We start from the raw sequence: 23,829 nt of genomic DNA, 5'->3' as shown, positions 1-23,829 counted from the left end.
GATCCGCAGGCCTGTGACCAACAGCACTATGGAGTAGCAATCATGTTGATTCTGACCCGCAGGGTCGGTGAAACCCTGATGATCGGCGACGAGGTGACCGTTACCGTTCTTGGTGTGAAAGGCAACCAGGTGCGCATCGGCATCAATGCACCGAAAACCGTGGCGGTTCACCGCGAAGAGATCTACCAGCGGATCAAGGGCGAACACGACGCTGGCGGTGCGCCTGATGAGTCCACCGAGCATTGATCCCGCGAAACTGAGGCTTTACCTCGACCGCGTCCGTCGGTATCCTTGCCGGCTCCGCAGCAATGCGAAGAAAACCCCGGAGAGATGCCCGAGTGGCCGAAGGGGCTCCCCTGCTAAGGGAGTATAGGGTCAAAAGCCTTATCGAGGGTTCGAATCCCTCTCTCTCCGCCAGATACGCAAAGCGCCCCGCAAGGGGCGTTTTGCGTATCTGGCGGAGAGAGGTGGTGGACGAGCCCTGACGGGTTCGACAATTTTGTCTGGAACAAAATTGGACAGCTGCAGGCTGGCCCTGGAGCGCGCAGCGCGGAAGGGTGAATCCCATGGATGGGATTCACAATCCCGCACGCCGTGCCGCCGTGTCGTCAATCAAAGTCGAGCCCGCAAGGGGCGTTTTGCGTATCTGGCGGAGAGAGGTGGTGGACGAAACTCTTCGTTCGACAAAATTGTCTGGAACAATTTTGGACAGCCGCAGGCTGGCCCTGGAGCGCGCAGCGCGGAAGGGTGAATCCCATGGATGGGATTCACAATCCCGCACGCCGTGCCGCCGTGTCGTCAATCAAAGTCGAGCCCGCAAGGGGCGTTTTGCGTATCTGGCGGAGAGAGGTGGTGGACGAAACTCTTCGTTCGACAAAGTTGTCTGGAACAATTTTGGACAGCCGCAGGCTGGCCCTGGAGCGCGCAGCGCGGAGAAGTGAGGCCCATGAACGGGCCGAACAATCCCTTGCAGGCATCACGCTGGTCCGTCCTTCATTGAGGGGTGTTTTTTGCGCGCCCGGCGAAAGGATGCAGTGCAGGCGATTCATCCTGCCTGCTTGCCGCTCAACCTCACAGCTCCCCGCTCACCACCGTGAAAGTCTGCAGGAAATGGAAGTCCGTTCGACGCAGGGCGAACTGCGGGTGCTGTGGGTCGCACAGGCGCGCGAGTTCATCGTAGTCGGCGCTGGACAGGTACGGCTGCAACCGCGTTCCCCAGCTGTCGCGGAAGATGGCTTCGGCCAGATAGGCCTCGTCGGCTGCGCCGAGCGGGGATACGCGCTCGATCACGAACGTCTGCGCGCGGACCTTGCGCAATGGCGCTCGGCGCAGCACGCCGACCAGGGCGCGGACTGCCGCCAGCTCGCGTTCGCTGACGCCGTAACGGTCGCGGTAGTACTGGCGCACCGCTTCGTTGACCAGGCGCTCGAGCCGCGCGTCCCAGGCGAAGTACATGTCCGGCAGCAGCGAGCTCTGGCACAGCGCGATGCGTCCGGCGGGGCGCAGCAGGGCAGCCAGCCGCTCGGCGCCGGCCAGCGGATCGCGCAGGTGGTTGACCGTGTTCATGCACCAGACCCGGTCGAAGCTGCCGGCGCATAGCGGTGCATGCAGCAGGTCCGCCTGCAGCACCAGGGCCTGGGCGGGAGCGCATGCGCGGGCGGCGGTCGCGTGCGCTGCCGCCAGGTCGATGCCGACCACGGTACCGGCAGGGCCTACTGCGTCGGCGAACCAACGCAGCGCCTCGCCGGTGCCGCAACCCGCGTCGAGTACGCGTGCACCGGGCTGCGGGTCCAGGCTGGCGATGGCCAGGCGAAGCTCGGCTTCGGCGAAGGCGTTGAACAAGCGCAATTTGCGCGAGTAGTCGCGAGCCGCCGTATCGCCGAGGAGGCCGGACATCGACTCACCTTGCCCCGCTGGCTCGGCGGCGGCTGCATGCCGGCGCGAGGCGATTCATGTCACCGCCAGTCCGCGCAGTTCGACCCCGGTCGCATCCACCCGCAGCACCGAGCCGTGCTCGTACCAGTCGCCCAGCACGATCCGTTGCGCCGGTGCGCCGTCGAGCCGGAAGTCGTGCACGGCGGGCCGGTGCGTGTGGCCGTGGATCAGTCGGGTCACGCCCGCCTTGCGCATAGCCTCGGCCACGGCCTGCGTGTTGACGTCCATGATGCTTTCGATGGTGCTGCCGGTGTACGCCTTGCTGTCCTCGCGCGCCTTGGCGGCGAACGCGCGGCGCGCCTGCAGCGGCATCGCCAGGATCTGTGCCTGCCACTCGGGCGTGCGTACCTGCCGGCGTACCGCCTGGTAGGCGAGGTCGTCGGTGCAAAGCAGGTCGCCGTGCATCAGCAGGGTGCGCTGACCCTGGATGTCGTGCGCGGTGCCGTCGTCGAGCAGGCTCAGGCCGGCGCGTTCGGCGAACGCCGGGCCGAGCAGGAAATCGCGGTTGCCGACCATGAAGTACACCGGCACCCCAGCGTCGCGCACGGCGCGGGTGGCGGCGGCGATGCGCAGCGGCAGCTCGGCGTCGTCGTCGTCGCCGACCCAGGCCTCGACCAGGTCGCCGAGGATGTACAGCGCATCGGCGTGGCGCACTTCGTCGCCGGTGAGATAGCGCTCGAACAGTCCGGTGATCTGTGGGCGACCGGGGTCCAGATGCAGGTCGGCGATGAACAGGGTGGCCATCGCGTCGTCAGCCCTTGCCGGTGGGCTTGGCGGCTTTCCTGCGCGGTTTGGGCGCAGGGGCGATGCTTGCTGCGGCGGCCGGTGCCGCCGTGGCCGTGGCGGGCGGGGCTTCCTCACCGACCACCTGGGCGCTCTTGATCAGCACCAGCGGGTTCGGCACGTCGCCGGCGAACGGGCCGAGCGGGCGGGTGGGCAGGGCAGCGATCTTGTCGACCACGTCCATGCCCTTGATGACCTTGCCGAATACGGTATAGCCCCAGGTCAGCCCGCTCTGGGTGCCGACGAAATCCAGCCGGCGGTTGTCGACCAGGTTGAAGAAGAATTGCGCGGTGCCGGAGTTCGGGTCGGCGCCGCGGGCGACGGCCACCGTGCCGCGCAGGTTGGACAGGCCGTTGTCCGCCTCGTTGGCAACCGCCGAGCGCGTGCGCTTGGGCTGCAGGTCGCGGGTGTACAGACCACCCTGCACCAGATAACCGGGGATGGCACGGTGCAGCACGGTGCCATCGTAGAAACCGTCGCGCACGTACTGCAGGAAATTGGCCACGCTCTTGGGCGCCTTGTCCGGGTACAGCTCCAGCGTGATGTCACCCTGTGAGGTGCGCAGCATGACCTGCGGCGATGGCGTGGCGGCGGTGGCGGCCGGCGCCGGTTTGGCGGCTTGCGCTGCCAGCGTTGGCGACAGGATCAGCAGCAGCGTGGCGAGCAGGAATTTCGACATGGGCATCGGAATGGTCTGGGCGTCCGGACATGATACGCGGCCGCAGCTGAAGCGGGTTTGTCGGCGCGATCAGCTGCTGGAGATGTCCAGCTTGATGCCGAGATCGGCCATCGGCGCCTGTTCCTGCTGCAGGTCGGCTTCGCTGAGCGGGTGCTGCTCGAACCAGGCCAGCGGCAGGGTCAGCCGCAGCGACTTGCTGGTGGCGGCGAGCTTCATCTGCGGCAGCGATTCGGCGCGGCGCGCGCGGCGGAACAGCACCGCCAGGCGCAGCAGCGCGGTGGTGTAGCGGGCCAGCTGGCGGTAGCGCTGCGGCAGCGCAGCGGCCGCCGCCTTGTCCGGCTTGCGCCGGTGCATCTCCACTACCGCCGCCAGCAGCTGCTGCTCCTGCCGCGAGAAGCCGGCCAGATCGGCGTGGCGCAGGATGTACGCGCCGTGGTGGTGGTGCTGGCTGTGCGCGATGGCCAGGCCGATCTCGTGCACGCGCGACGCCCACGACAGCCACTCGCGGGCGTCGGCGTCCAGCTTCCAGGCGCGCGCGACCTGGTCGAACAGCATCAGCGCGGTCGACTCGACCCGCCGTGCCTGGGCGCGGTCGACGCCGTAGCGGGTGGCCAGTGCGTCGATACTGGCGGTGCGCGGGTCACTGCCGCCGGCACGGCCGAGCAGGTCCCACAGCAGGCCTTCGCGCATCGAGCTTTCGCATACGCGCAATCGTTCGATGCCGAGCGCGGCGAAGGCCGCCTCGAAAATCACCACGCCGCCGGCGATCACCGGCGCGCGCTCCTCGACCAGGCCCGGCAGCTTGAGCGTGCCGATCTGGCCCTGCGCGACCAGTGCATCGGCCAGCGCGGCGAGCGAGGTCGGGGTGATGCCGTCGTCGGAGAACTTCATCGCCTGCACCACCGCGCCGATCGACTTGGCGGTGCCGGAGGAACCATAGACGTCCTGCCAACCCGATTCGCGGTAGTCCTCGGCGAACTGCTGCAGCAGCACGCCGATCTCGCTGCGCGCGCGTTGCCAGCGCTTGCGGGTGAGCTTGCCGCCGGGGAAGAAGCGCAGCGTCGAGGCGATGCAGCCGGCCTGCACGCTTTCGGTGTGCAGCGGCGCCAGCCCGCGGCCGATGATGAACTCGGTGCTGCCGCCGCCGACGTCGATGACGAGACGCGGCTCGCGCGAGGCGGGCAGGTCGTGGGCGGCGCCGAGGAAGATCAGGCGTCCTTCCTCGCGCCCGGAGACCACCTCGATCGGATGGCCCAGCGCCGCCTCGGCGGCGGTCAGGAAGGTCTGCGGCGAGGCCAGCCGGCGCACCGTGTTGGTGGCCACCGCACGCACCCGCATCGACGGCAGGCCGGCGATGCGCTGGCCGAAACGGGCCAGGCAGGCCAACGCGCGGGCGCGCCGTTCGGCATCCAGGGTGCCGTCGGCGCGCAGGCCGGCGGCCATGCGTACGGTGTCGCGCAGGCGGTCGATCACGCGCGGCTCGCCATGTTCCATGCGCGCCACCACCAGGTGGAAGCTGTTCGAGCCCATGTCCACCGCGGCGAGCAGTTCGCCGTCGCGGATCGGTGTCTGTTCGGCTGGACTCACGCCCGGGCTCCGGCGACGGTAAAGCTCGGATTCTCGCATGCACGCATGGAATGGGCGAAACGCTGCTTCATGCGCAAGGGTTCACGTGTTGTAGCGCTCGAGCAGACCCTGCTGTGCGCTGTACGGCGGGTTGTCGCCGGGTTCGGCGCGGGTGTAGCGGCCGTCGGCGCCGAGCCGCCAGGCCTGGGTATTGTCGGCCAGCCCGTTGGCCAGGGTTTCCTCGAACACGCGCGCGGCCAGTTCGGGGTCGAGGATCGGGAACGCCACCTCGATCCGCCGCATCAGGTTGCGTTCCATCCAGTCGGCGCTGGCGCAGTAGATCTCGGCGTCGCCATCGTTGGCGAACCAGTACACCCGGCTGTGTTCGAGGAAGCGCCCCACGATCGAGCGCACGCGGATGCGCTCGGAGACGCCGGGCAGGCCCGGGCGCAAGGTGCAGGCGCCGCGCACGATCAGGTCGATCTCCACGCCGGCCTGCGAAGCGCGGTACAGCGCCTCGATCACGCGCGCCTCGTTCAGCGCGTTGAGCTTGGCCACGATGCGCGCGGGGCGGCCGGCCTGCGCGTGCGCGGTCTCGCGCTCGATCTTCGCCAGCACGCTGGGATATAGCGTGAACGGTGAGTGCAGCAGCCGCTTCAGCTCGATGATCGGGCCCAGCCCGGACAGCTGCTGGAACACCTTGTGCAGGTCCTCGCCGATCTCGGGGTTCGCCGTCATCAGGCCGATGTCGGTGTACATGCGGCTGTTGGCCTGGTGGTAGTTGCCGGTGGACAGGTGCACGTAGCGGCGCAGCGCCTCGCCCTCGCGCCGCACGATCAGCATCATCTTGGCGTGGGTCTTGTAGCCGACCACGCCGTAGACCACCTGCACGCCGGCTTCCTGTAGCCGCGTGGCGAGGCGGATGTTGGCCTCCTCGTCGAAGCGCGCGCGCAGCTCGATCACCACCGTGACGTCCTTGCCGTTGCGCGCGGCCTCCACCAGCAGGTCGACCAGCGGAGTGTCCTCGCCGGCGCGGTACAGCGTTTGCTTGATCGCCAGCACCTGCGGGTCGGCGGCGGCCTGGCGCAGCAGGTCGATCACCGCGTTGAAGCTCTGGTACGGGTGGTGCAGCAGTACGTCGTGCTGGCCGATCACGTCGAACTTGTTGCGGCTGCTCTCGAGTGCCGGCGGCAGCTGCGGGTTGAAGCGCGGGAACTTCAGCTCCGGCCGGTCCAGCCAGTCGTAGATCAGGCCGGCGCGGATGATGTTGACCGGGCCGTCGCAGCGGTACACGTCGGCGTCGTCCAGCTCGAAGTTGTGGGTCAGCATCGCGGTGATCGCCTTCGGGCAATCGTTGGCGATTTCCAGGCGCACCGGCCGCGCGTAGCCGCGCCCGACCAGTTCCTCGCTGAGCGCCAGGGCAAGGTTCTCCACCTCGGCCTCCTCGACGATCAGCTCGCTGTTGCGGGTGACCCGGAACTGGTACGAGCCGACCACCTTGAGGCCAGGGAACATCAGGTCGACGAAGGCCTGCAGCAGTTCGGCGAGAAACACGAAGTGTTCGCCGGGGCCGCTGACTTCGGCGGGCACGCGGATGATCCGCGGCAGCGAGCGCGGGGCGCGCACCAGCGCCATGTGGCCTTCGTGGCCGAATGCGTCGCGGCCGCGCAGCACCACCGCGATGTTCAGCGTCTTGTTGAGGATGCGCGGGAACGGATGCGCCGGGTCCAACCCCAGCGGCGACAGCACCGGCAACACCTCGTGTTCGAAGTAACCGCGCAGCCAGCGGTGCTGGCGCGGGCTCCAGCTCTTGCGGGTGAGGATGTGGATCTGCTCGGCGTCGAGCTGCGGGCTTATCTGCTCCTGCCAGGCGGCGTATTGTGCGGCGACCAGGTCCAGCACGCGGCTGCGGATGCGCGCCAGCAGCTCGCCGGAGGAGATGCCGTCGGGCCCCGGCGCGGCCGAGCCGTAGGCATGGTGGTGCTTGAGCATCGCCACCCGCACCTCGAAGAACTCGTCGAGGTTGTTCGCCACGATGCTCAGGTAGCGCAATCGCTCCAGCAGCGGCACGGTGCTGTCGCTGGCCATCGCCAGCACGCGGAAATTGAACTCCAGCGCGGCCAGCTCCCGGCTCAGGTACAGGCCGGGGGCGCTCAGGTCGGTGGCATCGGGCGGGGTGGGCGAGGGGTGGGCCATGCCGCATTCTGGCGCATGGTCCGGGCCATTGCATGCCGCGCCGCCGCGGCTCTCAGCTTTCGTTGCCGCTGCCGGGAGCCAGCAGCCGTGCCGGGCCGAAGTGGCAGGAGAAGGTGGAACCGGCGCCCGGCGTGCTCTCGATCTTCAACTGCGCTTGGTGCAGGTTCAGCACGTGCTTGACGATCGACAGGCCCAAACCGGTGCCGCCGCTTTCGCGCGAGCGGCTGGAGGAAACCCGGTAGAAGCGTTCGGTAAGCCGGGCCAGGTGCGAGGCGGGGATGCCGAAGCCGGTGTCGCTGACCGAGTACACCGCGCCGTCGGCCACGCGCTGCCAGCGGATGGCGATGCTGCCGCCAGCCGGCGTATAGCGCACCGCATTGCTGGCCAGGTTCGACAGCGCGCTGTGCAGGTCCTTCGGCGAACCGAGCAGGTCCGTTTCGGCGGTGGACTCCAGCACGATGCGGTGGCGACCCTGGCTGAGCGCCTCGGCTTCCTTGCGCACGGTGGCCAGCAGTGCCGCCATCGGCACGCGCTCGTCGACCACTTCGTGCTGGGTCTCCAGCCGCGACAGGGTCAGCAGATCCTCCACGATCTGCCCCATGCGTTTGGACTGCGTGCGCATTTCGTCCAGCACCGGCGCCAGCTCGGGCACGTCCTCCGGGTCGAGCAGTTCGAGGTAGCCATGGATCACCGTCAGCGGCGTGCGCAACTCGTGTGACACGTTCGCCACGAAGTCGCGGCGCACCTGTTCGAGCCGGTTCTGGTGGCTGATGTCGTGTGCCAGCAGCAGCTGTTCGTGCTCGCCGAACGGCAGCAGGCTGACGTTGAGCTGGCTGTCCGCGCGGCCGGGCGCGGTGGCGTCGGTGAGCGGCTCGTGCGCGCCGTCGCGCAGCCAGCCGGCCAGCTCCGAGCCGGCCAGCCGCTGCTGCAGCGAGGCGCCGCGATCGAGCGGACGGCGCAGCCCGAGCAGGTTCTCGGCGGCGTGGTTGAACCAGCGGATCTGCTGCTGCCCGTCGAGCAGCACCACCGCGTCCGGCAAGTGGCTGGCGGCATTGCGAAGATCGCGCAGGGAAGAGGCGATGCGGCGGGAGCGCGTCATGAAACGGTCATACTGGAGATGGCTGGCATTCGCCGGTGCCGTCATCATGGCCTGCGTTTGATGACGGATTCGGGTCAGCAGCAAGACGACTTCGGCCACGGCGACCAGCGCGATGCCCGCCACCGCATGCCCGCCGGTGAGCCAGCCGAACGCGGCACCGGCACCCAGCGCCGCGGCGAGTGCCGCGGGCAGTTTCCAGGGGGAGGAGAGGGGCGAGGTCATGCGGCGCACCGGCGTGTGAAAGGCATGCAGCATCGGCAAAAGCGATGCACGCCGCAAGCTTGCCGCCGGCTCAGGTGCTGGTCGAGAAGCGGTAGCCGGTACCGCGCACGGTCTGCACCAGCTCGTCCAGCTTCCACGGCTCCAGCGTCTTGCGCAGGCGGCGGATGTGCACGTCCACGGTGCGCTCCTCCACGTACACGCTGCCGCCCCAGACGTGGTCGAGCAGCTGCGTGCGCGAATAGACGCGCTCGGGGTGGGTCATGAAAAAATACAGCAGACGGTACTCGGTGGGGCCGATCGACACCGGCTCGTCGCCGGCGAACACCCGGTGCGCCGGGCCGTCGATGCGCAGGCCGCCCAGCTCGACCACACCGGAGCCGTCGTCACCCTGGCTGCGCCGCAGCACGGCCTTGATCCGGGCGACCAGTTCGCGGGTGGAGAAAGGTTTCACCACATAGTCGTCGACACCGGCTTCGAGGCCGTTGACGCGATCCATTTCCTCGCCGCGGGCGGTGAGCATGATGATCGGGATCTCGCGGCTGAGCTCTTCCTTGCGCAGGCGCCGGGCCATTTCGAGCCCGCTCGTGCCCGGCAGCATCCAGTCGAGCAGGATCAGGTCGGGCACCTGCTCGGCCAGCGCCAGCTGGGCGGCGCGGGCATCGGCTGCCTGGATCGCGTCCATGCCGGCCTTGCGCAAGGCGAAGGCGATCATTTCGCGGATCGAGGTTTCGTCTTCAACGATCAGGATGCGTTTGTGCACGCCGTGGTCCGCCTTGGCTTGTGACGGACATATTGCAGCCGATCCATGTTACGTGTCGATGACATGCGGCACGCATTCATTGCGGGGAACTGTCGCCCGGACTGTCCGCGGTCTTGATCTTGCGCTTGTGCAGTTCCAGCACCAGTGGGGTCAGCTCGACGATGCGCGCCTGGATGCGCACGCGTGCGTAGTAGTCCAGGTCGTCGCGCTTGAGCAGCCGCTTGAGTTGCTCCATCGCGTCGTACGACCGGCCGGAGTAGTAGCTGGCATCGGCGAAGGCCTCGCCGGCGCGCACGCTGTCGCCGGCCTTGTCGCTGGCGCGGGCGTAGGTGCTGTAGATCTCCGGCTCGCTGGCATTGTCCAGCAGCGGGCGCAGCAGGTCGGCGGCGAGGCGGGCCTGCTGCTGGTCGCCGCCGGTGGTGAGCGCCTTGGCGTAGGCGAGCGCGATGGCGCGATTGCGCGGGGACTGGGTGTTGAGCCCGGCATACGCCGCCAGCGCCGCGGCGCGCTGGCCGGCCTGCAGGCGGGCATCGGCCAGCGCCAGCCGGAGGATCAGGTTCTCGGGGTGGGCCTGCAGCAGCGGCTGCAACTGCTCGACCGCCACCGCGCCGCGGCCGCTGCGGGTGAGTGCCAGCGCGTAGCCGTAGCGGTTTGCCGGCATGTCGAAGTCCGGCCGGGTCTGCAGGTTGGCGCCGTAGTAGCTGGCTAGCTTGGTCGCATCGCCGGCCAGCACGCGCACGCGCTCGCGCATCAGGGCGTAACTGTCCAGGTGGCCGGGCGCGGAGGGCTGGAACAGCGAGGCGGGGTCCTTCACGAAGGCGATCGGTGCGGTGCTTTTCTCCCACTGCAGCTTGTCCATGACGGTGGCGGCGGGGCGCAGCTTCTGCGCTGCGGCCAGCGCGCCGGCGCGCGACTTCGCATCGCTGATGCGCATCGTGGACACCGGGTGGGTCTGCAGCAGGGCCGGCACGTCTTCGCCGCCGGCACCGGCGCTCATGACGTCCTGCATGCGCTGGAAGAAGTCGGCCATCGCGTTCGGGTCGAAACCGGCCTTGGCCAGCGTCTGGATGCCGACGCGGTCCGCCTCGATCTCGTCCTTGCGGGTGAAGTTGATCGACTTCTGCGCGATCAGGCCCTGACCGCCGGCCAGCACCGCCATCGGTGCGTCGCCGCTCTTGCTGCCGGCGCCGGCAGCGATCGCGCCGAGCAGCACCAGAGCCATCAGCGGCGCGTCCTTCTTCGAATCCTCGAATGCACGCTGCAGGTGGTTCTGGGTGATGTGGCCGATTTCGTGCGCGACCACGCCGGCCAGCTCGCTCTCGTCGCGGGTGATCGTCATCAGCCCGGCATTCACCGCGATGTAGCCGCCGGGGGCGGCGAACGCATTGATTTCCGGGTCCTTGACGATGAAGAACGAGAAATGCTCCTTCGGCTTTTCGCTGCTGGCGACCAGCCGGTAGCCGAGGTCGTTGATGTAGTCGTCCAGCAGCGGGTCGTCCACCACCATGTCCAGCGCGCGCATCTGCCGCAGCATGGAAGCGCCGTAGTCCTGCGCTTCCTGCGGCGAGATCAGCGCGTTTGCCGAACTGCCAAGATCGGGCAGGCGCACATCCTGCTGGGCGCTGGCGGCGCAGGCCAGCCCGGCAGTGATCAGCGCCGTCAGCAGGCGCGGTGCAAGTAGTCGTGGTGCCATGCTCATCAGGTGAGTGACAATAGCATTGAGACCGTGGTTCGCCATATTGGTTCAGCATGGCCCGGCCGCTTGAGCCGGCAGCGGCGCGGCCCCATGTTCTGTTGGCCTTTCCCCATTCAGCGGAGTGTCGTGATGTCGAAGATCGAGGTTTATTCCACCGCGGTATGCCCGTACTGCGTAGCGGCCAAGAACCTGCTCAAGTCCAAGGGGCTGGAGTGGACCGAGGTGCGCGTCGACGTCGATCAGGCACAGCGCGATGCCATGCTGGCGCGCAGCGGCGGCCGCCGCACGGTGCCGCAGATCTTCATCAACGATCAGCACGTGGGTGGCTACGACGACCTGGTCGCCGCCGACCGCAGCGGCCGGCTGGGCGAACTGCTGGGGCAGGCCGCATGAGCGACCGCCTCACCGAGTTCACCGCGTTCCGCCAGCGCATGAACGAGCGCATCCTGGCCGAGGACAACCAGGTCGTGCGGCGCTTCTTCGCACTGGATACGCAGACCTACAAGGCCGGCGCGCTGGACGTGAAGACCAAAGAGATGCTGGGGCTGGTCGCCTCGCTGGTGTTGCGCTGCGACGACTGCATCAGCTACCACGTGGCCCAGTGCAAGGACGCCGGCGTGCAGCGCGACGAGTTCTTCGAGGTGTTCAGCGTGGGCCTGGTGGTGGGCGGCTCGATCGTGATCCCCCACCTGCGCCGCGCGGTGGACTTTCTGGACAGGCTGGAAGCCGGCGAGTCTGCCGCCCCTGAGTGCGCCGACCACGCGTAGGTGCCCGCTCGCAGGCGATAACTTTTGCTTTTTGGATCCGGCCTTCAAAGCATCGCCCGCGAGCGGGCTCCTACGGATCCTGGCATGCGAGTTTACGCGATGCTCCGTGCGAGGATTTGCAACGGTTCGTGTGCGGTGCCGGCTGTCCGTCAAGGGTTTCATCGGCGATAATGGGCGGTCTTGATGTGCGCCGTTCCGTGCGTGCACGCGATCAGTCCCCAAGGAGTTCCCCCCCCCCATGAACAAGACCATCGCGGTGATCCCCGGCGACGGCATCGGCCCGGAGATCATGACCGCCACGCTGCGCGTGCTCGACGCGCTGGACTGCGGCCTTTCCTATGACTTGGCCGACGCCGGCATGGTCGCGCTGGAGAAGCACGGCGACCTGCTGCCCAAGGCCACGCTGGACAAGATCGCCGAGCACAAGGTGGCGCTGAAGGGCCCGCTGACCACGCCGATCGGCGGCGGCTTCACCTCGGTCAACGTGACCCTGCGCCGGCACTTCGATCTGTACGCGAACGTGCGCCCGGCGGTGAGCTTCCCGGGCACCAAGTCGCGCTACGAGAACATCGACATCATCACCGTGCGTGAGAACACCGAGGGCGCCTACCGCTCCGAGGGGCAGACCTTGTCCGTGGACGGCGAAGTCGCCGAGTCGGTCGCGCGCAACACCCGCAAGGGCAGCAGCCGCATCGTGCGCTACGCGTTCGAGCTGGCGGTGAAGAAGGGTCGCAAGAAGGTCACCGCGGTGCACAAGGCGAACATCCTGAAGACCAGCTCGGGCCTGTTCCTCAACGTGGCGCGCGAGATCGCCAGGGAATACCCGCAGATCGAGTTCAACGAGATGATCGTGGACAACACCTGCATGCAGCTGGTGATGAACCCGTACCAGTTCGACGTGATCGTCACCACCAACCTGTTCGGCGACATCCTCTCGGACCTGTGCGCCGGCCTGGTCGGCGGCCTCGGCCTGGCGCCGGGCGACAACATCGGCGAGGGCGCGGCGATCTTCGAGGCGGTGCACGGCTCGGCGCCGGATATCGCGGGCAAGGGCATCGCCAACCCGTGCGCGCTGCTGCTGGCGGCGGCCGACATGCTCGACCACCTGGACATGGTGGCCAAGGGCGACCGCCTGCGCCAGGCGATCCGCGACACCATGACGAACGATCGCGACAGCGTGACGCCGGATATCGGCGGCAAGGGCAGCACGAGCAGCTTCGCCGACGCGATCGTGAAGCGCCTGGCGGCCTGAGCCGCACCGCCGCTGCACAAGAAAAAGCCGCGGGCATGCCGCGGCTTTTTCTTTGAGGCTCAGCCAAAGTCGCTGCTATCCGCGCGTCGGTGCTTCGCCGGTTGATAGCTGCCCGGCTCCGCGCGCGACGGGATGGCGACGCGGTTCCAGCTGTTGATCACGATCACCGCCTGGCGCGATGCGCGTGGTCACGGTGACCAGCCACGCCTCCGGGTCGTCCAGTGCCTGGACATCCTGCGCATGCCAGCGCAGCCAGGCGTCGTGCAGCACGTCCCCGGCGTCGCCGGGCGCGCCGAGCATGCGGTAGGCCAGGCCGGACGGGCGCTGGCGGTGTTGCTGGAACGGGGCGGTTTGCGGGTCCATGGGGCGCTCCGGGGGGGGGGCGGCCAGGACGCACCGCCATCGTGAAACGTGAAGGCTCAGCGAAACAGCGGCCAGGGCGCCAGGAAAACCAGCCACATCAGCAGCAGGATGCCGGCGTACTTGCCGGCCTTGTACAGCTTCCGGTGCCGCCGCTTGAACGCCGCCTTCCAATGGTGCATGGCGCCCTTGCGCTGGCTCCATGCGTACAGGCGGTTGACGAAGCCGGTCTTCTCGGTGCCGGCGTCGCTGTTGGGCGAGGCGGTGATCTTGCCCATGAACGCGCCCACGCGGTGGTTGATCGCGCTCATCCAGGACGTGCGCAGCGGGCGCTCCACGTCGGCGAACAGGATCACCCGGGTCTGGTCGGTCTTGTTCTCCACCCAGTGCACGTAGGTCTCGTCGAACACCACGTCCTTGCCGTCGCCCCAGGCGTGTTCCTCGCCGTCGACGAGGATGCGGCAGTCGCGCGAGTTCGGCGTGATCAGGCCCAGGTGGTAGCGCAGCGAACCGGCGAACGGGTCGCGATGCGGGTTGAGTTTGCTGTTCGGCGCCAGCGTGGCGAACATCGCCGCCTTGATGCCGGGAATGGCATTGAGCAGCTCCACCGTCTTCGGACACAGCGCCTCGGCCGAGGCCAGCGGCTCGCCGTACCACTTCAGGTAGAAGCGCTTCCAGCCCTGCTTGATGAAGCTGTTGAAGCTGGCGTCGTCGTTCTTCGTGGTGCCGCGGATGTGACCGGCTTCGGTCAGCTGCAACGCCTCATCGCGGATGGTCTGCCAGTTCGCCTGCAGCAGGTCCAGCTCGGGAAAGCCGCGGCGATCGAGAATCGGCTTGGCCGGCACCGCCGAGAACGCGTACATCAGCAGGTTGTACGGCGCGAACACCGCCGAGTGGTCGACCAGTTGGCGGTCGAAACGCAGCCGCACGCGGCCGCGCAGGTGCACCAGCAGCACGCACAGCACGAACAGAGCGAACAGGACCAGCAGGATCAGGCGGGGAGTGAGGACCATGGCGAGGCGCGCGGCGGAAGGCTATCGAGAGCTGCATTCTACCCGGATGCGGTGCCCGGGCTTCGACCGCGCACGATCCCTTTCATCCCTGCGGCGCGAAGATCGCCTGCGCCAACGAAAAAACAGCGACGTCATTCCCGCGAAAGCGGGAATCCACTTTGGTCTTGCGAAACAGCCACATGGATTCCGCTTTCGCGGGAATGACGAACTGGGGGCTTTACGCTTTCCCCGATTCCCGATTCCCGATTCCCGGCCCTACAGCGCCTCCGCCGCGAAATCCGCCAACCGCGAACGCTCGCCGCGACGCAAGGTGACGTGCGCCGAATGCTCCCAGTTCTTGAAGCGGTCCACCGCGTAGGTGAGGCCGGAGGTGGTCTCGGTGAGGTAGGGCGTGTCGATCTGCTCGACGTTGCCGAGGCAGACGATCTTGGTGCCCGGGCCGGCGCGGGTGATCAGCGTCTTCATCTGCTTCGGGGTGAGGTTCTGTGCCTCGTCGATGATCAGGTAGCGGCTGAGGAAGGTGCGCCCGCGCATGAAATTGAGCGAGCGGATCTTGATGCGCGAGGCGAGCAGGTCGTTGGTGGCCTGGCGGCCCCAGCTGCCGCCGTCTTCGGGGTTGGCCAGCACTTCGAGGTTGTCGGTGAGCGCGCCCATCCACGGTGTCATCTTCTCTTCCTCGGTACCGGGCAGGAAGCCGATGTCTTCGCCCACCGAAACGGTGGCGCGGGTCATGATGATCTCGCGGTAGCGCTGCTGGTCCATCACCTGGGCCAGTCCGGCAGCCAGCGCCAGCAGGGTCTTGCCGGTGCCGGCGTTGCCGAGCAGGGTGATGAAGTCGATGTCCGGATCCATCAGCGCGTTGAGCGCGAAGTTCTGCTCGCGGTTGCGCGCGCCGATGCCCCACACGTGGTGGTTGGCGTGCGAGTGGTCGTCCAGCAGCACCAGCGTGGCGCTGGCCTCGTCCAGGTGCAGCACGCGCAGCTCGATAGCGTTCTCGCCGGGCAGGTACAGGCATTCGTTCGGGTACCAGGTTTCCTCGTCGCGCCGCTTCACCTCGTAGAACGTGCGGCCGCGCTCGGTCCACGAGCGCACCTCCGGATGCAGCTCCCAGAAATCCTCCGGCAACGCGGTCGAGCCGGTGTAGAGCAGGGAGAAATCGTCCAGTGCGCGATCGTTTTCGTAATCCTCGGCGACCAGCCCGTTGATGCTGGCCTTGATCCGCAGGTTGATGTCCTTGGTGACCAGGATGACGTCGCGGCCCGGGCTCTGGTCGCGCAGCTCGATCACCGCCGCCAGGATCTGGTTGTCCGCCTTGGCGTGGCCGTTGCTGCTGGTGCGGTGCTGGAAGTACAGCCGGCCGACCGAGGTGCCGCGCTTGAGCTTGACGCCCTGCGGGTTGCTCAGTTCCAGACCGTCGGCGAGGTCGTGCTGCTTGCCGCGCTCGATCAGCTCGTTGAGGAAGCGGCTGGCCTGGCGGCCGTTGCGCGAGACTTCCGAGGCGCCTTTTTTCTTTTCGTCCAGTTCCTCCAGCACGGTCATCGGGATGAAGACGTCGTGTTCCTCGAAGCGGAACAGCGAGGTCGGGTCATGCAGCAGGACGTTGGTGTCGAGAGCGTAGATGCGCTTGCTTCCGGTCATGCGGAAGTGTCCTCGCTGGTGGGTGGAGGGAGCTTGCGGGCAGCCGTCATGGAGGGTGACGCGGTCAACGGGCGGGGATGGCGTCGAGCACGACCTGGGCGTGGCCCGGCACCTTCACGCCGCGCCACTCGCGCGCCAGCTTGCCGTCGGGGTCGATCAGGAAGGTGCTGCGCACGATGCCCAGGTGGCGCTTGCCGTACAGCACCTTCTCGTGGATCACGTCGAATGCGCGGCACCAGGTTTCGTCGGCGTCGGATACCAGCGGGAACGGCAGTTCCTGCTTTGCGGCGAAGTTGGCGTGCGACTTCGGCGAATCGCGCGAGACGCCGACGATCTGCGCATGGCGCTTGCGGAAGGCGGGATAGAGGTCGCGGAAATCCTTCGCCTCACTGGTGCAGCCCGGGGTGGAGTCCTTGGGGTAGAAGTACAGCACCACCCACTGGCCTTTGAGATCGGCGAGCTTCAGGACGCTGTCGTCGCCGGTGGAGCCGCTGAGGGCAGGAGCCTTCTTTCCGATGTCTGGCATGGTCTCTCCGGAAACCCGACGGGGGTTTCGCCTGTGTGCGTGGCAGAGACTAGCGCGATGACCGTGACGGAGACAGCCTTGTCAGCCCTGTCGCGCAGGAGGCATCCTAGGAACCCCGATGGCATGTTTTTGCCGTCGCCGCTCCTAGAACTTCACCGGATCCATGATCGCGTCCAGGTTCAGGCCGTCGCACAGTTCCAGGAAGTCGTCGCGCAGCGCGGCGATGTGGATCTCCGCCGGGATGCCGATGGTGAACTGGGCCTGGAACATCTCCGCCCCGGTCTGCATGGCCTGGTAGCGAGTGGAGTTCAGCTGTTCCACGCTGATACCGTGCTGGCTGAAGAAATCCACGATGCGCGCCACGATGCCGGGGCGGTCCGCGGCCACCACCTCCACCAGGTAGGGCAGCAGGTGCGAGCTGTTCTGGCGCGGGCCGGTGCGGTAATGCACCAGGTGCATGCTCTCGTCGCGGCTCAGCTTGGCCAGCGCAGTTTCCAGCTTGGCCAGCGCGTCCCACGCACCGGTGGCCAGCAGCATCAGCGAGACTTCCGTGCCGATGGTGGACACGCGCGACTCGGACAGGTTGCAGCCGGCATCCGCAATGCGCCGGGCCAGCGCCAGCAGCGGCGACCTGTTGGTCGCGGTGAGCGCGTGGATCAGCAACTGGTTGTCGTTGCCCGAGCGCGTGGCGGCGGGGGAGGGGCCGGGTGAAGGTTTCAAGGAAGTCTGCCTGTGGACGTCAGCCCGCGCGGTGCGGGGCCATGAGACTACTCCGGTCGAGCTTACTTGCCCGCCTCGCGAGGCGGCAAGTAACATGGCCAGCTTGCCTTGTAGCGGAATCGTGTCTTGAACATTCGCGGAAGCATCTGCGCACTGGCCACTCCGTTCGCGGCCGATGGTGCACTCGACCTGGATGCGTTCGGCCGGCTGATTGATTACCAGCTTGCCGGCGGCACCGAGGCGCTGGTGGTGGCCGGTTCCACTGGCGAGTCGCACATGCTGGAGCCCGACGAGTTCGACCGCCTGCTGGCGTTCGCGCTCCAGCGCGTGGCCGGGCGGGTGCCGGTGATCGCCGGCACCGGGGAGGCCGGCACCGCCAAGACGGTGGCGCTGACCCGCCGCGCGCAGGCGCTTGGTGCTGACGCGGCGCTGGTGGTGACGCCCTATTACGTGCGACCGACCCAGGAAGGCCTGCGCCGGCATTTCCTGGAAGTGGCCGAGCACGGCGGCCTGCCGGTGCTGCTGTACAACGTGCCGACCCGCACCGGCTGCGACCTGCTGCCGGCGACCGTCGCCGTGCTGCGCGAGCACCCGGCGATCGTCGGCGTCAAGGAGGCGCGCGGCGATCGCGAGCGGATCCTGGCGCTGGCGGAACTTGTGCGCGAGGATTTCGTCTACCTGTCCGGCGACGACGACAGTGCCGGCGAGGCGATGCTGGCCGGTGCGGCCGGCACCATCTCGGTGGTGGCCAACCTGGTGCCGCAGGCGTTCCGCGCCTTGTGCGATGCCGCCGTCGCCGGCGACCGGGTAGCGACGGCGCGCTGCCATGGCGCGCTGGAGCCGCTGCTGCAGGCGCTCAATTGCGCGCCCAACCCGATTGCGGTCAAGGCCGGCCTGCCTGTGCTGGGACTGGGCCTGGCGCAGCCGAGGTTGCCGCTGGTGGAATTGAACGACGGTCCGGATCGCGCCCGATTGCACCAAGCGCTGTCCACTCTGGCATCCTTGGCGACTGTGGCCGGTTGACGGTTGCCCGACTTACTCACGGAATCCGCTTATATGAAGAAAACCTCGCTCCTCATGGCCCTGCCGGCCGTCGCCCTCGCTGGCCTGCTGCTTTCCGGTTGCGGCGTGTTCCGCTCGCACAAGGCGTGGGACAAGGCCGTGCAGGAAGCTCCACTGGAGATCCCGCCGAGCCTCGACCGGCCGTCGACCAGCGAAGCGCTGGTGATCCCGTCGCCGGGCGCGAACCTGCCGACCGCCAACGGCGCCACTGCGCGGGTCAGTTCGGCCGGTGGCCAGATCAGCGACGGCTTCGTGCTGGCCGACAGCGTCGACAATGCCTACCGTCGGGTCGGCCAGGTGCTGGAGAGCGGCAGCCTGGGCGAGCTGGCCGGTCACGACGATGCCACGCACAGTTACACGCTGAATGTTTCCGACTCCATGGTACAGCCGAAGAAGAAGGGCTTCTTCGGTCGCCTGTTCGGGCGCGACAAGGGCGATTCCGCGGCCGCGCCGGGTGCCAACTCGCACCAGGTGCAGATCAGCATCAACGACGGCGGCACGGCGTCGAGCGAAGTACGTGCCGAAGGCAACGCCACGGCCGTGGGCAAGGTGATCGACGCGTTGAAATCGCGCCTGGGCGGCTGATCGCCAGGGCACAAGCCCCAAAAAGAACGCCGCCCCCGGGCGGCGTTCTTTTTGGGATGGACGGACGGGTTTCAGCGCTGCAGCAGCTTGAGCTTGTCCGGCCTGCCTTCCCAGTCCTTGGCGTCGGGCAGGGCATCCTTGCGTTCGGTGATCACCGGCCAGCTCTTGGCCAGCTCGGCATTCAGCGCCACGAATTCCTCCTGGCCGACCGGCACGTCGTCTTCCGGATAGATCGCATTGATCGGGCATTCCGGTTCGCACAGCGTGCAGTCGATGCACTCGTCGGGGTCGATTGCCAGGAAATTGGGGCCTTCATGGAAGGCATCGACCGGGCAGACCTCGACGCAGTCGGTGTACTTGCACTTGATGCAGTTGTCGATGACAACAAAAGTCATGAATTGGCCTGCTCTTCTCTCTCATGAGGACTGCGGCCATGGATGGCCGCTTCTGATCCGCGCCAGACGCAGGAGAGGTGTCGGCTGGTAGCCACCTCACCGACCACGGCGATCATGGATGATCGCACAGGCGATGAAGAGTGCGGCCAAGGATGGCCGCTTTTGATCCGACCGATGACCTGATGTCTCGGGTCGTAGAGATCATCCTTCCCGATAAAGGCGATCATGGATGATCGCGCAAACAACTGGCGCTCCCTACGAGGTTCGAACTCGTGTTCCCGCCTTGAGAGGGCGGTGTCCTTGGCCACTAGACGAAGGGAGCGCTGACTTCCGAAGCGCGCTAGTATAGCGGAATTGTTTCGCCCGGCAATGCTTGGCAGCCATCGGCTTGCCCGGTCCGGGACAGGCCCGCCGGCGCAGATGTCCCGCGCCCTCAGCGGGACGGTTCGCGGTGTTGCACGCCGCGATATATTGCCACCCAAGGGCAGTTTCGCCCCGCAAGGATTCCGACCGCTTGAATCTCGAATCGAGGATCGACGCCACGCCGACGCTGCGGATCATTCCGCGCGACCAGCACATCATCTCGCGCAAGAACATCAGCAAGGCGGCGTTGCGCGTGCTGTACCGCCTCAACGAGGCCGGCTTTGCCGCCTACCTGGTCGGCGGCGCGGTGCGCGACCTGCTGCTGGGGCTGCGGCCGAAGGACTTCGACGTGGCCACCGACGCCACGCCGGACGAGGTGAAGAAGCTGTTCCGCAACTGCCGCCTGATCGGCCGCCGCTTCCGGCTGGCGCACGTGGTGTTTGGCCCGGAGATCATCGAGGTGGCCACCTTCCGCGGCACCGGCGAGGAAGGCGGCGAGGGCGACCGCCACATCGTCGACGGTCGCATCGTGCGCGACAACATCTGGGGCACGATCGAGGAGGACGCGCTGCGCCGCGACTTCCGCGTCAACGCGATGTACTACGACATCAGCGACTTCTCGGTGCGTGATTACGTCGGCGGCATGCAGGATCTCGAAGATCGCGTGCTGCGCCTGATCGGAGACCCCGACACCCGCTACCACGAGGACCCGGTGCGCATGCTGCGCGCGGCGCGGCTGGCGGCCAAGCTCGGCATGCGCATCGACGCCGCGGCGGCGGCACCGTTCGAGACGCTGGGGCCGCTGCTGGCTGACGCCGCACCGGCGCGGCTGTTCGACGAGTCGCTGAAGATGTTCCTGACCGGGCACGGGCTGAAGAGCTTCCGCGTGCTGGAGCAGTGCGGCCTGCTGAAATTCCTGTTCCCGGCCACCGCGCGCGCGCTGCGGCGCGGCGACGAGGCGCTGCGTGCGCTGGTCGAGCACGGCCTGGCGAACACCGACGCGCGGATCGCCGAGGGCAAGTCGGTGACCCCGGCGTTCCTGTTCGCGGTGCTGCTGTGGGGCGAGGTGCGCGACGTGGCGCACCAGCTGATCGACCGCGGCGTCGAAGGCAATGAGGCCTGGTCGCGCGCCGCGGCGCAGGTGGTCGGCGAACAGTGCCAGCGGGTGGCGATCCCGCGCCGGTTCACCTTCACCATGGAGGAGATCTGGTCGCTGCAGCCGCGCTTCGAGCAGGTCCAGCGCAAGCGGGTGTTCCGCCTGCTGGCGCACCCGCGCTTTCGCGCCGCGTTCGATTTCCTGCTGCTGCGCGGCGATGAGTCGCCGGCGATGCGCGAGCTGGGCCAGTGGTGGGCGCATGCACAGCAACTGCCGCCGGACGTGCTGGCCGCCGCGCTGCCAGCCGGCGGCGGCGATCTCGTGGTGGCACCGGTGGTCGGCCGGCCGCCGCGCCCGCGACGCCGGCGGCGCCGGTCGGCCGACAGGTCGGGTTCCGTGTGACCCTGGCCTACGTCGCGCTGGGCAGCAACCTCGGCAACCCGCGGCAACAGTTGCTCGACGCCATGGACGCGCTGGCGAAGCTGCCCGGCACCCGCCTGCTGCAGCGTTCGCAGCTGTACCGTACGCCGCCGTGGGGCGTGCTGGAGCAGCCGCCCTTCGTCAACGCCGCGGTGGAACTGGATACCGCGCTGTCGCCGCACGATCTGCTGGAGGCCCTGCTGGCGATCGAGCAGCGCGCCGGCCGCGTGCGCGCCGGGCGCAACGGGCCGCGCACGCTGGATCTGGACCTGCTGCACGTCGACGGCGTGCGGCTCGACGACCCGCGGCTGACCCTGCCGCATCCGCGCATGGCTGAACGGGTGTTCGTGCTGTTGCCCTTGCGCGATATTGCGCCCACGCTGCAGCCGTCGGGCCAGGCCACGGTGGCGGAACTGCTTGCCCGCCTCGATCCGACCGGTTGTGAACGCGTGGCTTGAGCCGGCACGGTGGCACGCCGGATAATCGACGCCCCCACTCCAGGAATTGCCGTGTACGTGCAGAACGCCAGTGTCCCCGACCGCAAGCCGGTGACCGTGCCGGGCCTGCTTGCGATGAAGGCGCAAGGACGGCGCATCGTGATGCTCACCGCCTACGACGCCAGTTTCGCCTGGCAGCTGGAGGCCGCCGGCATCGACATCGCCCTGGTCGGCGATTCGCTCGGCATGGTGATCCAGGGACATGCCAGCACGCTGCCGGTGACGCTGGAGCACATGGTCTACCACACCGCCGCGGTGGCGCGCGGGCTGTCGGCGACGATGCTGGTGGCCGACCTGCCGTTCATGGCCGACCGCGACCTGGCGCATGCGCTGGAAGCCGGCGCACGACTGGTCGGCGAGGCCGGCGCTGCGATGGTGAAGATCGAAGGTGCCGCGCCGCACGTGCTGGAAGCGATTGCGGCGCTCACCGCGCGCGCGATCCCGGTTTGCGCGCATCTCGGGCTTACCCCGCAGTCGGTGCACAAGTTCGGCGGTTTCAGGATCCAGGGCCGCGAACAGGCGGCCGCCGACCGCGTGCTGGCCGAGGCGCTGGCGGTGCAGGCGGCCGGGGCCGACCTGCTGGTGATGGAAGGCGTGCCGGTCGAGCTGGGCCAGCGGGTGACCGCGGCGCTGAAGATCCCGGTGATCGGCATCGGCGCCGGCCCGCACTGCGACGGCCAGGTGCTGGTGATCCACGACCTGCTCGGCATCACCCCAGGCAAGCGGCCGAAGTTCAGCAAGGATTTCCTGGCCGGGCGCGGTTCGGTCGGCGCGGCGATCGCCGCCTACGCCGAGGACGTGCGCAGCGGCGCCTTCCCGGCCCCCGAGCATTGCTTCAACTGACCTGAGCGAGCCTGCCCCATGCAGACCGTACAAGACGTCCCGGCACTGCGTGCCGCGATCCGTGGCTGGCGCGCGCAGGGTCAGACGGTGGGCTTCGTGCCGACCATGGGCAACCTGCATGCGGGCCACCAGTCGCTGATCAAGCTGGCGCGCGCGCGCGCCGAGCGGGTGGTGGCCAGCGTGTTCGTCAACCCCACCCAGTTCGGCCCGAACGAGGATTACGACCGCTACCCGCGCACCCTGGTGCAGGATCAGGCTTCGTTGGCCGAGCAGGGCTGCGACCTGCTGTTTGCGCCGGACGTGGCCACGATGTATCCGTTCGGCCCCGCACACAGCGTCAGCGTGCGCGTGCCGCAGATCACCGACACGCTGGAGGGCGCGTACCGCCCCGGGCACTTCGACGGCATGGCCACCGTGGTGTGCAAGCTGTTCAACCTGGTGCAGCCGGACGTGGCGGTGTTCGGGCAGAAGGATTTCCAGCAGCTGAAGGTGGTCGAGCGGATGGTGCGCGACCTGGGGCTGCCGGTGAAGGTGGTGGCCGCGCCGATCCTGCGCACCGACGACGGGCTGGCGCTGAGCTCGCGCAACCAGTACCTGGCCCCCCAGGAGCGCGCACGTGCGCCGCTGCTCCACGACACCCTGCAGAAGATGCGCGAGCTGCTGGCGCAGGGCCATCCGTGGCAGGCGATCGAGCAGACCGCCGCCGCACGCCTCGAGCGTGCCGGCTTCGTTCCCGACTACGTGGTGATCCGCCGTGCCGAGGATCTGGCCGAACCGGCGGAGGGCGAGCGCGAAGGGCTGCTGGCGCTGGTCGCGGCCCGCCTAGGCAACACCCGGCTGATCGATAACTTGCGCTTCGACTGAGTCGGCCGCATATCGGGTCCGCGGCGCCGATGTTGCGGCGCAGCGCCATCGGTTCGATAATCGCCGACTTTGCAGGCTGTCCCTGCGGGAAAGAACGTCATGCACCTGAACATGTTCAAGGCCAAGATCCACCGCGCCACGGTGACCCACGCCGAGCTGGACTACGAAGGCTCGATCGCGATCGACGGTCTGCTGCTGGATGCCGCGGGCATCCGCGAGTACGAGCAGATCCACGCCTGGAACGTCAACAGCGGCCAGCGCTTCGTCACCTACGCGCTGCGCGCCGAGGAAGGCTCGGGCATCATCTCGGTCAACGGCAGCGCTGCGCGCAGCGCCCAGGTTGGCGACATCATGATCATCGCCGCCTTTGCCCAGTTGAGCGAGGCGGAGCTGGAGACGTTCCAGCCGACCTGCGTGTACATCGCCGCCGGCGAAGGCAACCGCATCAGCCACACCAATCGATCGATCCCGAAGCAGATGGCCGCCGCCTGA

At 67.9% G+C, this 23,829-nt stretch carries 26 protein-coding genes and 2 tRNA genes; 12 read left to right on the top strand and 16 right to left on the bottom strand.

Annotated elements, in window-relative coordinates; translation table 11 throughout:
- Positions 1 to 42 precede the first annotated feature (42 nt).
- Complete coding sequence (gene csrA, locus LRK53_RS13625; RefSeq protein WP_235642320.1) at positions 43 to 246, top strand: carbon storage regulator CsrA; 204 nt, start codon at positions 43 to 45, stop codon at positions 244 to 246.
- Between the two features lie 78 nt (positions 247 to 324).
- Positions 325 to 417: transfer RNA gene (locus LRK53_RS13620), tRNA-Ser, on the top strand.
- A 654-nt stretch (positions 418 to 1,071) separates the two neighbouring features.
- Here the strand turns inward: LRK53_RS13620 and LRK53_RS13615 are convergent.
- From LRK53_RS13615 to LRK53_RS13580, 8 genes are all read right to left on the bottom strand, one after another.
- The gene (locus LRK53_RS13615) at positions 1,072 to 1,896 is read right to left on the bottom strand and encodes a class I SAM-dependent methyltransferase (protein ID WP_051257653.1); all 825 of its coding nucleotides are present in this window, start codon (positions 1,894 to 1,896) and stop codon (positions 1,072 to 1,074) included.
- A gap of 54 nt (positions 1,897 to 1,950) precedes the next feature.
- Complete coding sequence (locus LRK53_RS13610) at positions 1,951 to 2,679, bottom strand: UDP-2,3-diacylglucosamine diphosphatase (protein WP_027493933.1); 729 nt, start codon at positions 2,677 to 2,679, stop codon at positions 1,951 to 1,953.
- 7 nt (positions 2,680 to 2,686) lie between these two features.
- Positions 2,687 to 3,397 carry a peptidylprolyl isomerase gene (locus tag LRK53_RS13605; protein ID WP_027493932.1) on the bottom strand — a complete coding sequence of 237 codons (711 nt, stop codon included), beginning with the start codon at positions 3,395 to 3,397 and terminating at the stop codon, positions 2,687 to 2,689.
- Between the two features lie 69 nt (positions 3,398 to 3,466).
- Positions 3,467 to 4,984 (bottom strand): Ppx/GppA phosphatase family protein, encoded by a 1,518-nt coding sequence (locus LRK53_RS13600; RefSeq protein ID WP_027493931.1) that lies wholly within the window; start codon positions 4,982 to 4,984, stop codon positions 3,467 to 3,469.
- An 81-nt stretch (positions 4,985 to 5,065) separates the two neighbouring features.
- Complete coding sequence (gene ppk1, locus LRK53_RS13595; RefSeq protein WP_027493930.1) at positions 5,066 to 7,159, bottom strand: polyphosphate kinase 1; 2,094 nt, start codon at positions 7,157 to 7,159, stop codon at positions 5,066 to 5,068.
- A 52-nt stretch (positions 7,160 to 7,211) separates the two neighbouring features.
- On the bottom strand, positions 7,212 to 8,480 hold the full coding sequence (gene phoR, locus LRK53_RS13590) for a phosphate regulon sensor histidine kinase PhoR (RefSeq protein WP_027493929.1): 1,269 nt from the start codon (positions 8,478 to 8,480) through the stop codon (positions 7,212 to 7,214).
- Positions 8,481 to 8,550: 70 nt separating this feature from the next.
- Positions 8,551 to 9,240: a phosphate regulon transcriptional regulator PhoB gene (gene phoB / locus LRK53_RS13585; RefSeq protein ID WP_008439518.1), complete on the bottom strand. Its 690-nt coding sequence runs from the start codon at positions 9,238 to 9,240 to the stop codon at positions 8,551 to 8,553.
- 76 nt (positions 9,241 to 9,316) lie between these two features.
- Positions 9,317 to 10,939 (bottom strand): M48 family metalloprotease, encoded by a 1,623-nt coding sequence (locus tag LRK53_RS13580; RefSeq protein ID WP_235642319.1) that lies wholly within the window; start codon positions 10,937 to 10,939, stop codon positions 9,317 to 9,319.
- Positions 10,940 to 11,065: 126 nt separating this feature from the next.
- Between LRK53_RS13580 and grxC the strand changes: the two genes are divergently transcribed.
- The 3 genes from grxC (at position 11,066) to LRK53_RS13565 (ending at position 12,955) form a co-directional block, all read left to right on the top strand.
- Positions 11,066 to 11,329, top strand: coding sequence for a glutaredoxin 3 (grxC, locus tag LRK53_RS13575; protein WP_027493928.1), 264 nt, complete (start codon positions 11,066 to 11,068; stop codon positions 11,327 to 11,329).
- Positions 11,326 to 11,703, top strand: a complete 378-nt coding sequence (locus LRK53_RS13570; protein ID WP_027493927.1) for a carboxymuconolactone decarboxylase family protein — start codon at positions 11,326 to 11,328, stop codon at positions 11,701 to 11,703. The genes grxC and LRK53_RS13570 overlap by 4 nt, the downstream gene beginning before the upstream one ends.
- 238 nt (positions 11,704 to 11,941) lie before the next feature.
- Positions 11,942 to 12,955: an isocitrate dehydrogenase gene (locus LRK53_RS13565; protein ID WP_027493926.1), complete on the top strand. Its 1,014-nt coding sequence runs from the start codon at positions 11,942 to 11,944 to the stop codon at positions 12,953 to 12,955.
- Between the two features lie 75 nt (positions 12,956 to 13,030).
- Here LRK53_RS13565 and LRK53_RS13560 read toward each other — a convergent pair whose 3' ends face one another.
- The 5 genes from LRK53_RS13560 to LRK53_RS13540 all read right to left on the bottom strand — a co-directional run bounded on the left by LRK53_RS13560 (position 13,031) and on the right by LRK53_RS13540 (position 17,212).
- Complete coding sequence (locus LRK53_RS13560; RefSeq protein ID WP_027493925.1) at positions 13,031 to 13,318, bottom strand: sigma factor; 288 nt, start codon at positions 13,316 to 13,318, stop codon at positions 13,031 to 13,033.
- A gap of 56 nt (positions 13,319 to 13,374) precedes the next feature.
- Complete coding sequence (locus LRK53_RS13555) at positions 13,375 to 14,328, bottom strand: aspartyl/asparaginyl beta-hydroxylase domain-containing protein (RefSeq protein ID WP_027493924.1); 954 nt, start codon at positions 14,326 to 14,328, stop codon at positions 13,375 to 13,377.
- Positions 14,329 to 14,583: 255 nt separating this feature from the next.
- Positions 14,584 to 15,966 carry a PhoH family protein gene (locus LRK53_RS13550; protein WP_027493923.1) on the bottom strand — a complete coding sequence of 461 codons (1,383 nt, stop codon included), beginning with the start codon at positions 15,964 to 15,966 and terminating at the stop codon, positions 14,584 to 14,586.
- A 64-nt stretch (positions 15,967 to 16,030) separates the two neighbouring features.
- The gene (locus LRK53_RS13545) at positions 16,031 to 16,492 is read right to left on the bottom strand and encodes a peroxiredoxin (protein WP_027493922.1); all 462 of its coding nucleotides are present in this window, start codon (positions 16,490 to 16,492) and stop codon (positions 16,031 to 16,033) included.
- 144 nt (positions 16,493 to 16,636) lie between these two features.
- On the bottom strand, positions 16,637 to 17,212 hold the full coding sequence (locus LRK53_RS13540) for a glycine cleavage system transcriptional repressor (RefSeq protein WP_027493921.1): 576 nt from the start codon (positions 17,210 to 17,212) through the stop codon (positions 16,637 to 16,639).
- Between the two features lie 126 nt (positions 17,213 to 17,338).
- Here LRK53_RS13540 and dapA point away from each other — a divergent pair, with 126 nt between their 5' ends.
- On the top strand, positions 17,339 to 18,235 hold the full coding sequence (gene dapA, locus LRK53_RS13535; RefSeq protein WP_027493920.1) for a 4-hydroxy-tetrahydrodipicolinate synthase: 897 nt from the start codon (positions 17,339 to 17,341) through the stop codon (positions 18,233 to 18,235).
- A gap of 33 nt (positions 18,236 to 18,268) precedes the next feature.
- Entirely contained in the window at positions 18,269 to 18,859 is a 591-nt protein-coding gene (locus LRK53_RS13530) for a hypothetical protein (RefSeq protein ID WP_027493919.1), read from the top strand.
- Positions 18,860 to 18,930: 71 nt separating this feature from the next.
- Here the strand turns inward: LRK53_RS13530 and fdxA are convergent, their stop codons facing one another.
- The 3 genes from fdxA to LRK53_RS13515 form a co-directional block, all read right to left on the bottom strand.
- On the bottom strand, positions 18,931 to 19,254 hold the full coding sequence (gene fdxA / locus LRK53_RS13525; protein WP_027493918.1) for a ferredoxin FdxA: 324 nt from the start codon (positions 19,252 to 19,254) through the stop codon (positions 18,931 to 18,933).
- Complete coding sequence (locus tag LRK53_RS13520; protein ID WP_185754710.1) at positions 19,251 to 19,481, bottom strand: hypothetical protein; 231 nt, start codon at positions 19,479 to 19,481, stop codon at positions 19,251 to 19,253. The genes fdxA and LRK53_RS13520 overlap by 4 nt, the downstream gene beginning before the upstream one ends.
- Positions 19,482 to 19,500: 19 nt before the next feature.
- Positions 19,501 to 19,576: transfer RNA gene (locus tag LRK53_RS13515), tRNA-Glu, on the bottom strand.
- Between the two features lie 192 nt (positions 19,577 to 19,768).
- Here LRK53_RS13515 and pcnB point away from each other — a divergent pair.
- The 5 genes from pcnB to panD all read left to right on the top strand — a co-directional run bounded on the left by pcnB (position 19,769) and on the right by panD (position 23,829).
- On the top strand, positions 19,769 to 21,115 hold the full coding sequence (pcnB, locus tag LRK53_RS13510) for a polynucleotide adenylyltransferase PcnB (RefSeq protein WP_027493917.1): 1,347 nt from the start codon (positions 19,769 to 19,771) through the stop codon (positions 21,113 to 21,115).
- Complete coding sequence (folK, locus tag LRK53_RS13505; RefSeq protein ID WP_235642309.1) at positions 21,112 to 21,591, top strand: 2-amino-4-hydroxy-6-hydroxymethyldihydropteridine diphosphokinase; 480 nt, start codon at positions 21,112 to 21,114, stop codon at positions 21,589 to 21,591. Before pcnB ends, folK begins: the two co-directional genes overlap by 4 nt.
- A 51-nt stretch (positions 21,592 to 21,642) precedes the next feature.
- Positions 21,643 to 22,473 carry a 3-methyl-2-oxobutanoate hydroxymethyltransferase gene (gene panB, locus LRK53_RS13500; RefSeq protein WP_027493916.1) on the top strand — a complete coding sequence of 277 codons (831 nt, stop codon included), beginning with the start codon at positions 21,643 to 21,645 and terminating at the stop codon, positions 22,471 to 22,473.
- 18 nt (positions 22,474 to 22,491) lie between these two features.
- Positions 22,492 to 23,337 (top strand): pantoate--beta-alanine ligase, encoded by an 846-nt coding sequence (gene panC / locus LRK53_RS13495; protein ID WP_027493915.1) that lies wholly within the window; start codon positions 22,492 to 22,494, stop codon positions 23,335 to 23,337.
- A gap of 99 nt (positions 23,338 to 23,436) precedes the next feature.
- On the top strand, positions 23,437 to 23,829 hold the full coding sequence (gene panD / locus LRK53_RS13490; protein ID WP_027493914.1) for an aspartate 1-decarboxylase: 393 nt from the start codon (positions 23,437 to 23,439) through the stop codon (positions 23,827 to 23,829).

Source organism: Rhodanobacter thiooxydans (assembly GCF_021545845.1).
In the GTDB taxonomy this organism is placed as follows: Bacteria; Pseudomonadota; Gammaproteobacteria; order Xanthomonadales; family Rhodanobacteraceae; genus Rhodanobacter.
The sequence above is the reverse complement of the archived record's forward strand: the minus strand, read 5'-3'. Positions and strand labels throughout refer to the sequence as shown.

What these genes read in the sequence shown, in the direction of transcription:
- LRK53_RS13520 (WP_185754710.1), bottom strand. Translation starts at nt 19,481, where the DNA reads ATGATCGCCTTTATCGGGAAGGATGATCTCTACGACCCGAGACATCAG.
- LRK53_RS13610 (WP_027493933.1), bottom strand. Translation starts at nt 2,679, where the DNA reads ATGGCCACCCTGTTCATCGCCGACCTGCATCTGGACCCCGGTCGCCCA.
- LRK53_RS13565 (WP_027493926.1), top strand. Translation starts at nt 11,942, where the DNA reads ATGAACAAGACCATCGCGGTGATCCCCGGCGACGGCATCGGCCCGGAG.
- LRK53_RS13615 (WP_051257653.1), bottom strand. Translation starts at nt 1,896, where the DNA reads ATGTCCGGCCTCCTCGGCGATACGGCGGCTCGCGACTACTCGCGCAAA.
- grxC (WP_027493928.1), top strand. Translation starts at nt 11,066, where the DNA reads ATGTCGAAGATCGAGGTTTATTCCACCGCGGTATGCCCGTACTGCGTA.
- ppk1 (WP_027493930.1), bottom strand. Translation starts at nt 7,159, where the DNA reads ATGGCCCACCCCTCGCCCACCCCGCCCGATGCCACCGACCTGAGCGCC.
- LRK53_RS13555 (WP_027493924.1), bottom strand. Translation starts at nt 14,328, where the DNA reads ATGGTCCTCACTCCCCGCCTGATCCTGCTGGTCCTGTTCGCTCTGTTC.
- LRK53_RS13570 (WP_027493927.1), top strand. Translation starts at nt 11,326, where the DNA reads ATGAGCGACCGCCTCACCGAGTTCACCGCGTTCCGCCAGCGCATGAAC.
- LRK53_RS13530 (WP_027493919.1), top strand. Translation starts at nt 18,269, where the DNA reads ATGAAGAAAACCTCGCTCCTCATGGCCCTGCCGGCCGTCGCCCTCGCT.
- LRK53_RS13550 (WP_027493923.1), bottom strand. Translation starts at nt 15,966, where the DNA reads ATGACCGGAAGCAAGCGCATCTACGCTCTCGACACCAACGTCCTGCTG.
- phoR (WP_027493929.1), bottom strand. Translation starts at nt 8,480, where the DNA reads ATGACCTCGCCCCTCTCCTCCCCCTGGAAACTGCCCGCGGCACTCGCC.
- panC (WP_027493915.1), top strand. Translation starts at nt 22,492, where the DNA reads ATGCAGACCGTACAAGACGTCCCGGCACTGCGTGCCGCGATCCGTGGC.
- LRK53_RS13560 (WP_027493925.1), bottom strand. Translation starts at nt 13,318, where the DNA reads ATGGACCCGCAAACCGCCCCGTTCCAGCAACACCGCCAGCGCCCGTCC.
- LRK53_RS13605 (WP_027493932.1), bottom strand. Translation starts at nt 3,397, where the DNA reads ATGTCGAAATTCCTGCTCGCCACGCTGCTGCTGATCCTGTCGCCAACG.
- csrA (WP_235642320.1), top strand. Translation starts at nt 43, where the DNA reads ATGTTGATTCTGACCCGCAGGGTCGGTGAAACCCTGATGATCGGCGAC.
- LRK53_RS13545 (WP_027493922.1), bottom strand. Translation starts at nt 16,492, where the DNA reads ATGCCAGACATCGGAAAGAAGGCTCCTGCCCTCAGCGGCTCCACCGGC.
- LRK53_RS13580 (WP_235642319.1), bottom strand. Translation starts at nt 10,939, where the DNA reads ATGAGCATGGCACCACGACTACTTGCACCGCGCCTGCTGACGGCGCTG.
- fdxA (WP_027493918.1), bottom strand. Translation starts at nt 19,254, where the DNA reads ATGACTTTTGTTGTCATCGACAACTGCATCAAGTGCAAGTACACCGAC.
- panD (WP_027493914.1), top strand. Translation starts at nt 23,437, where the DNA reads ATGCACCTGAACATGTTCAAGGCCAAGATCCACCGCGCCACGGTGACC.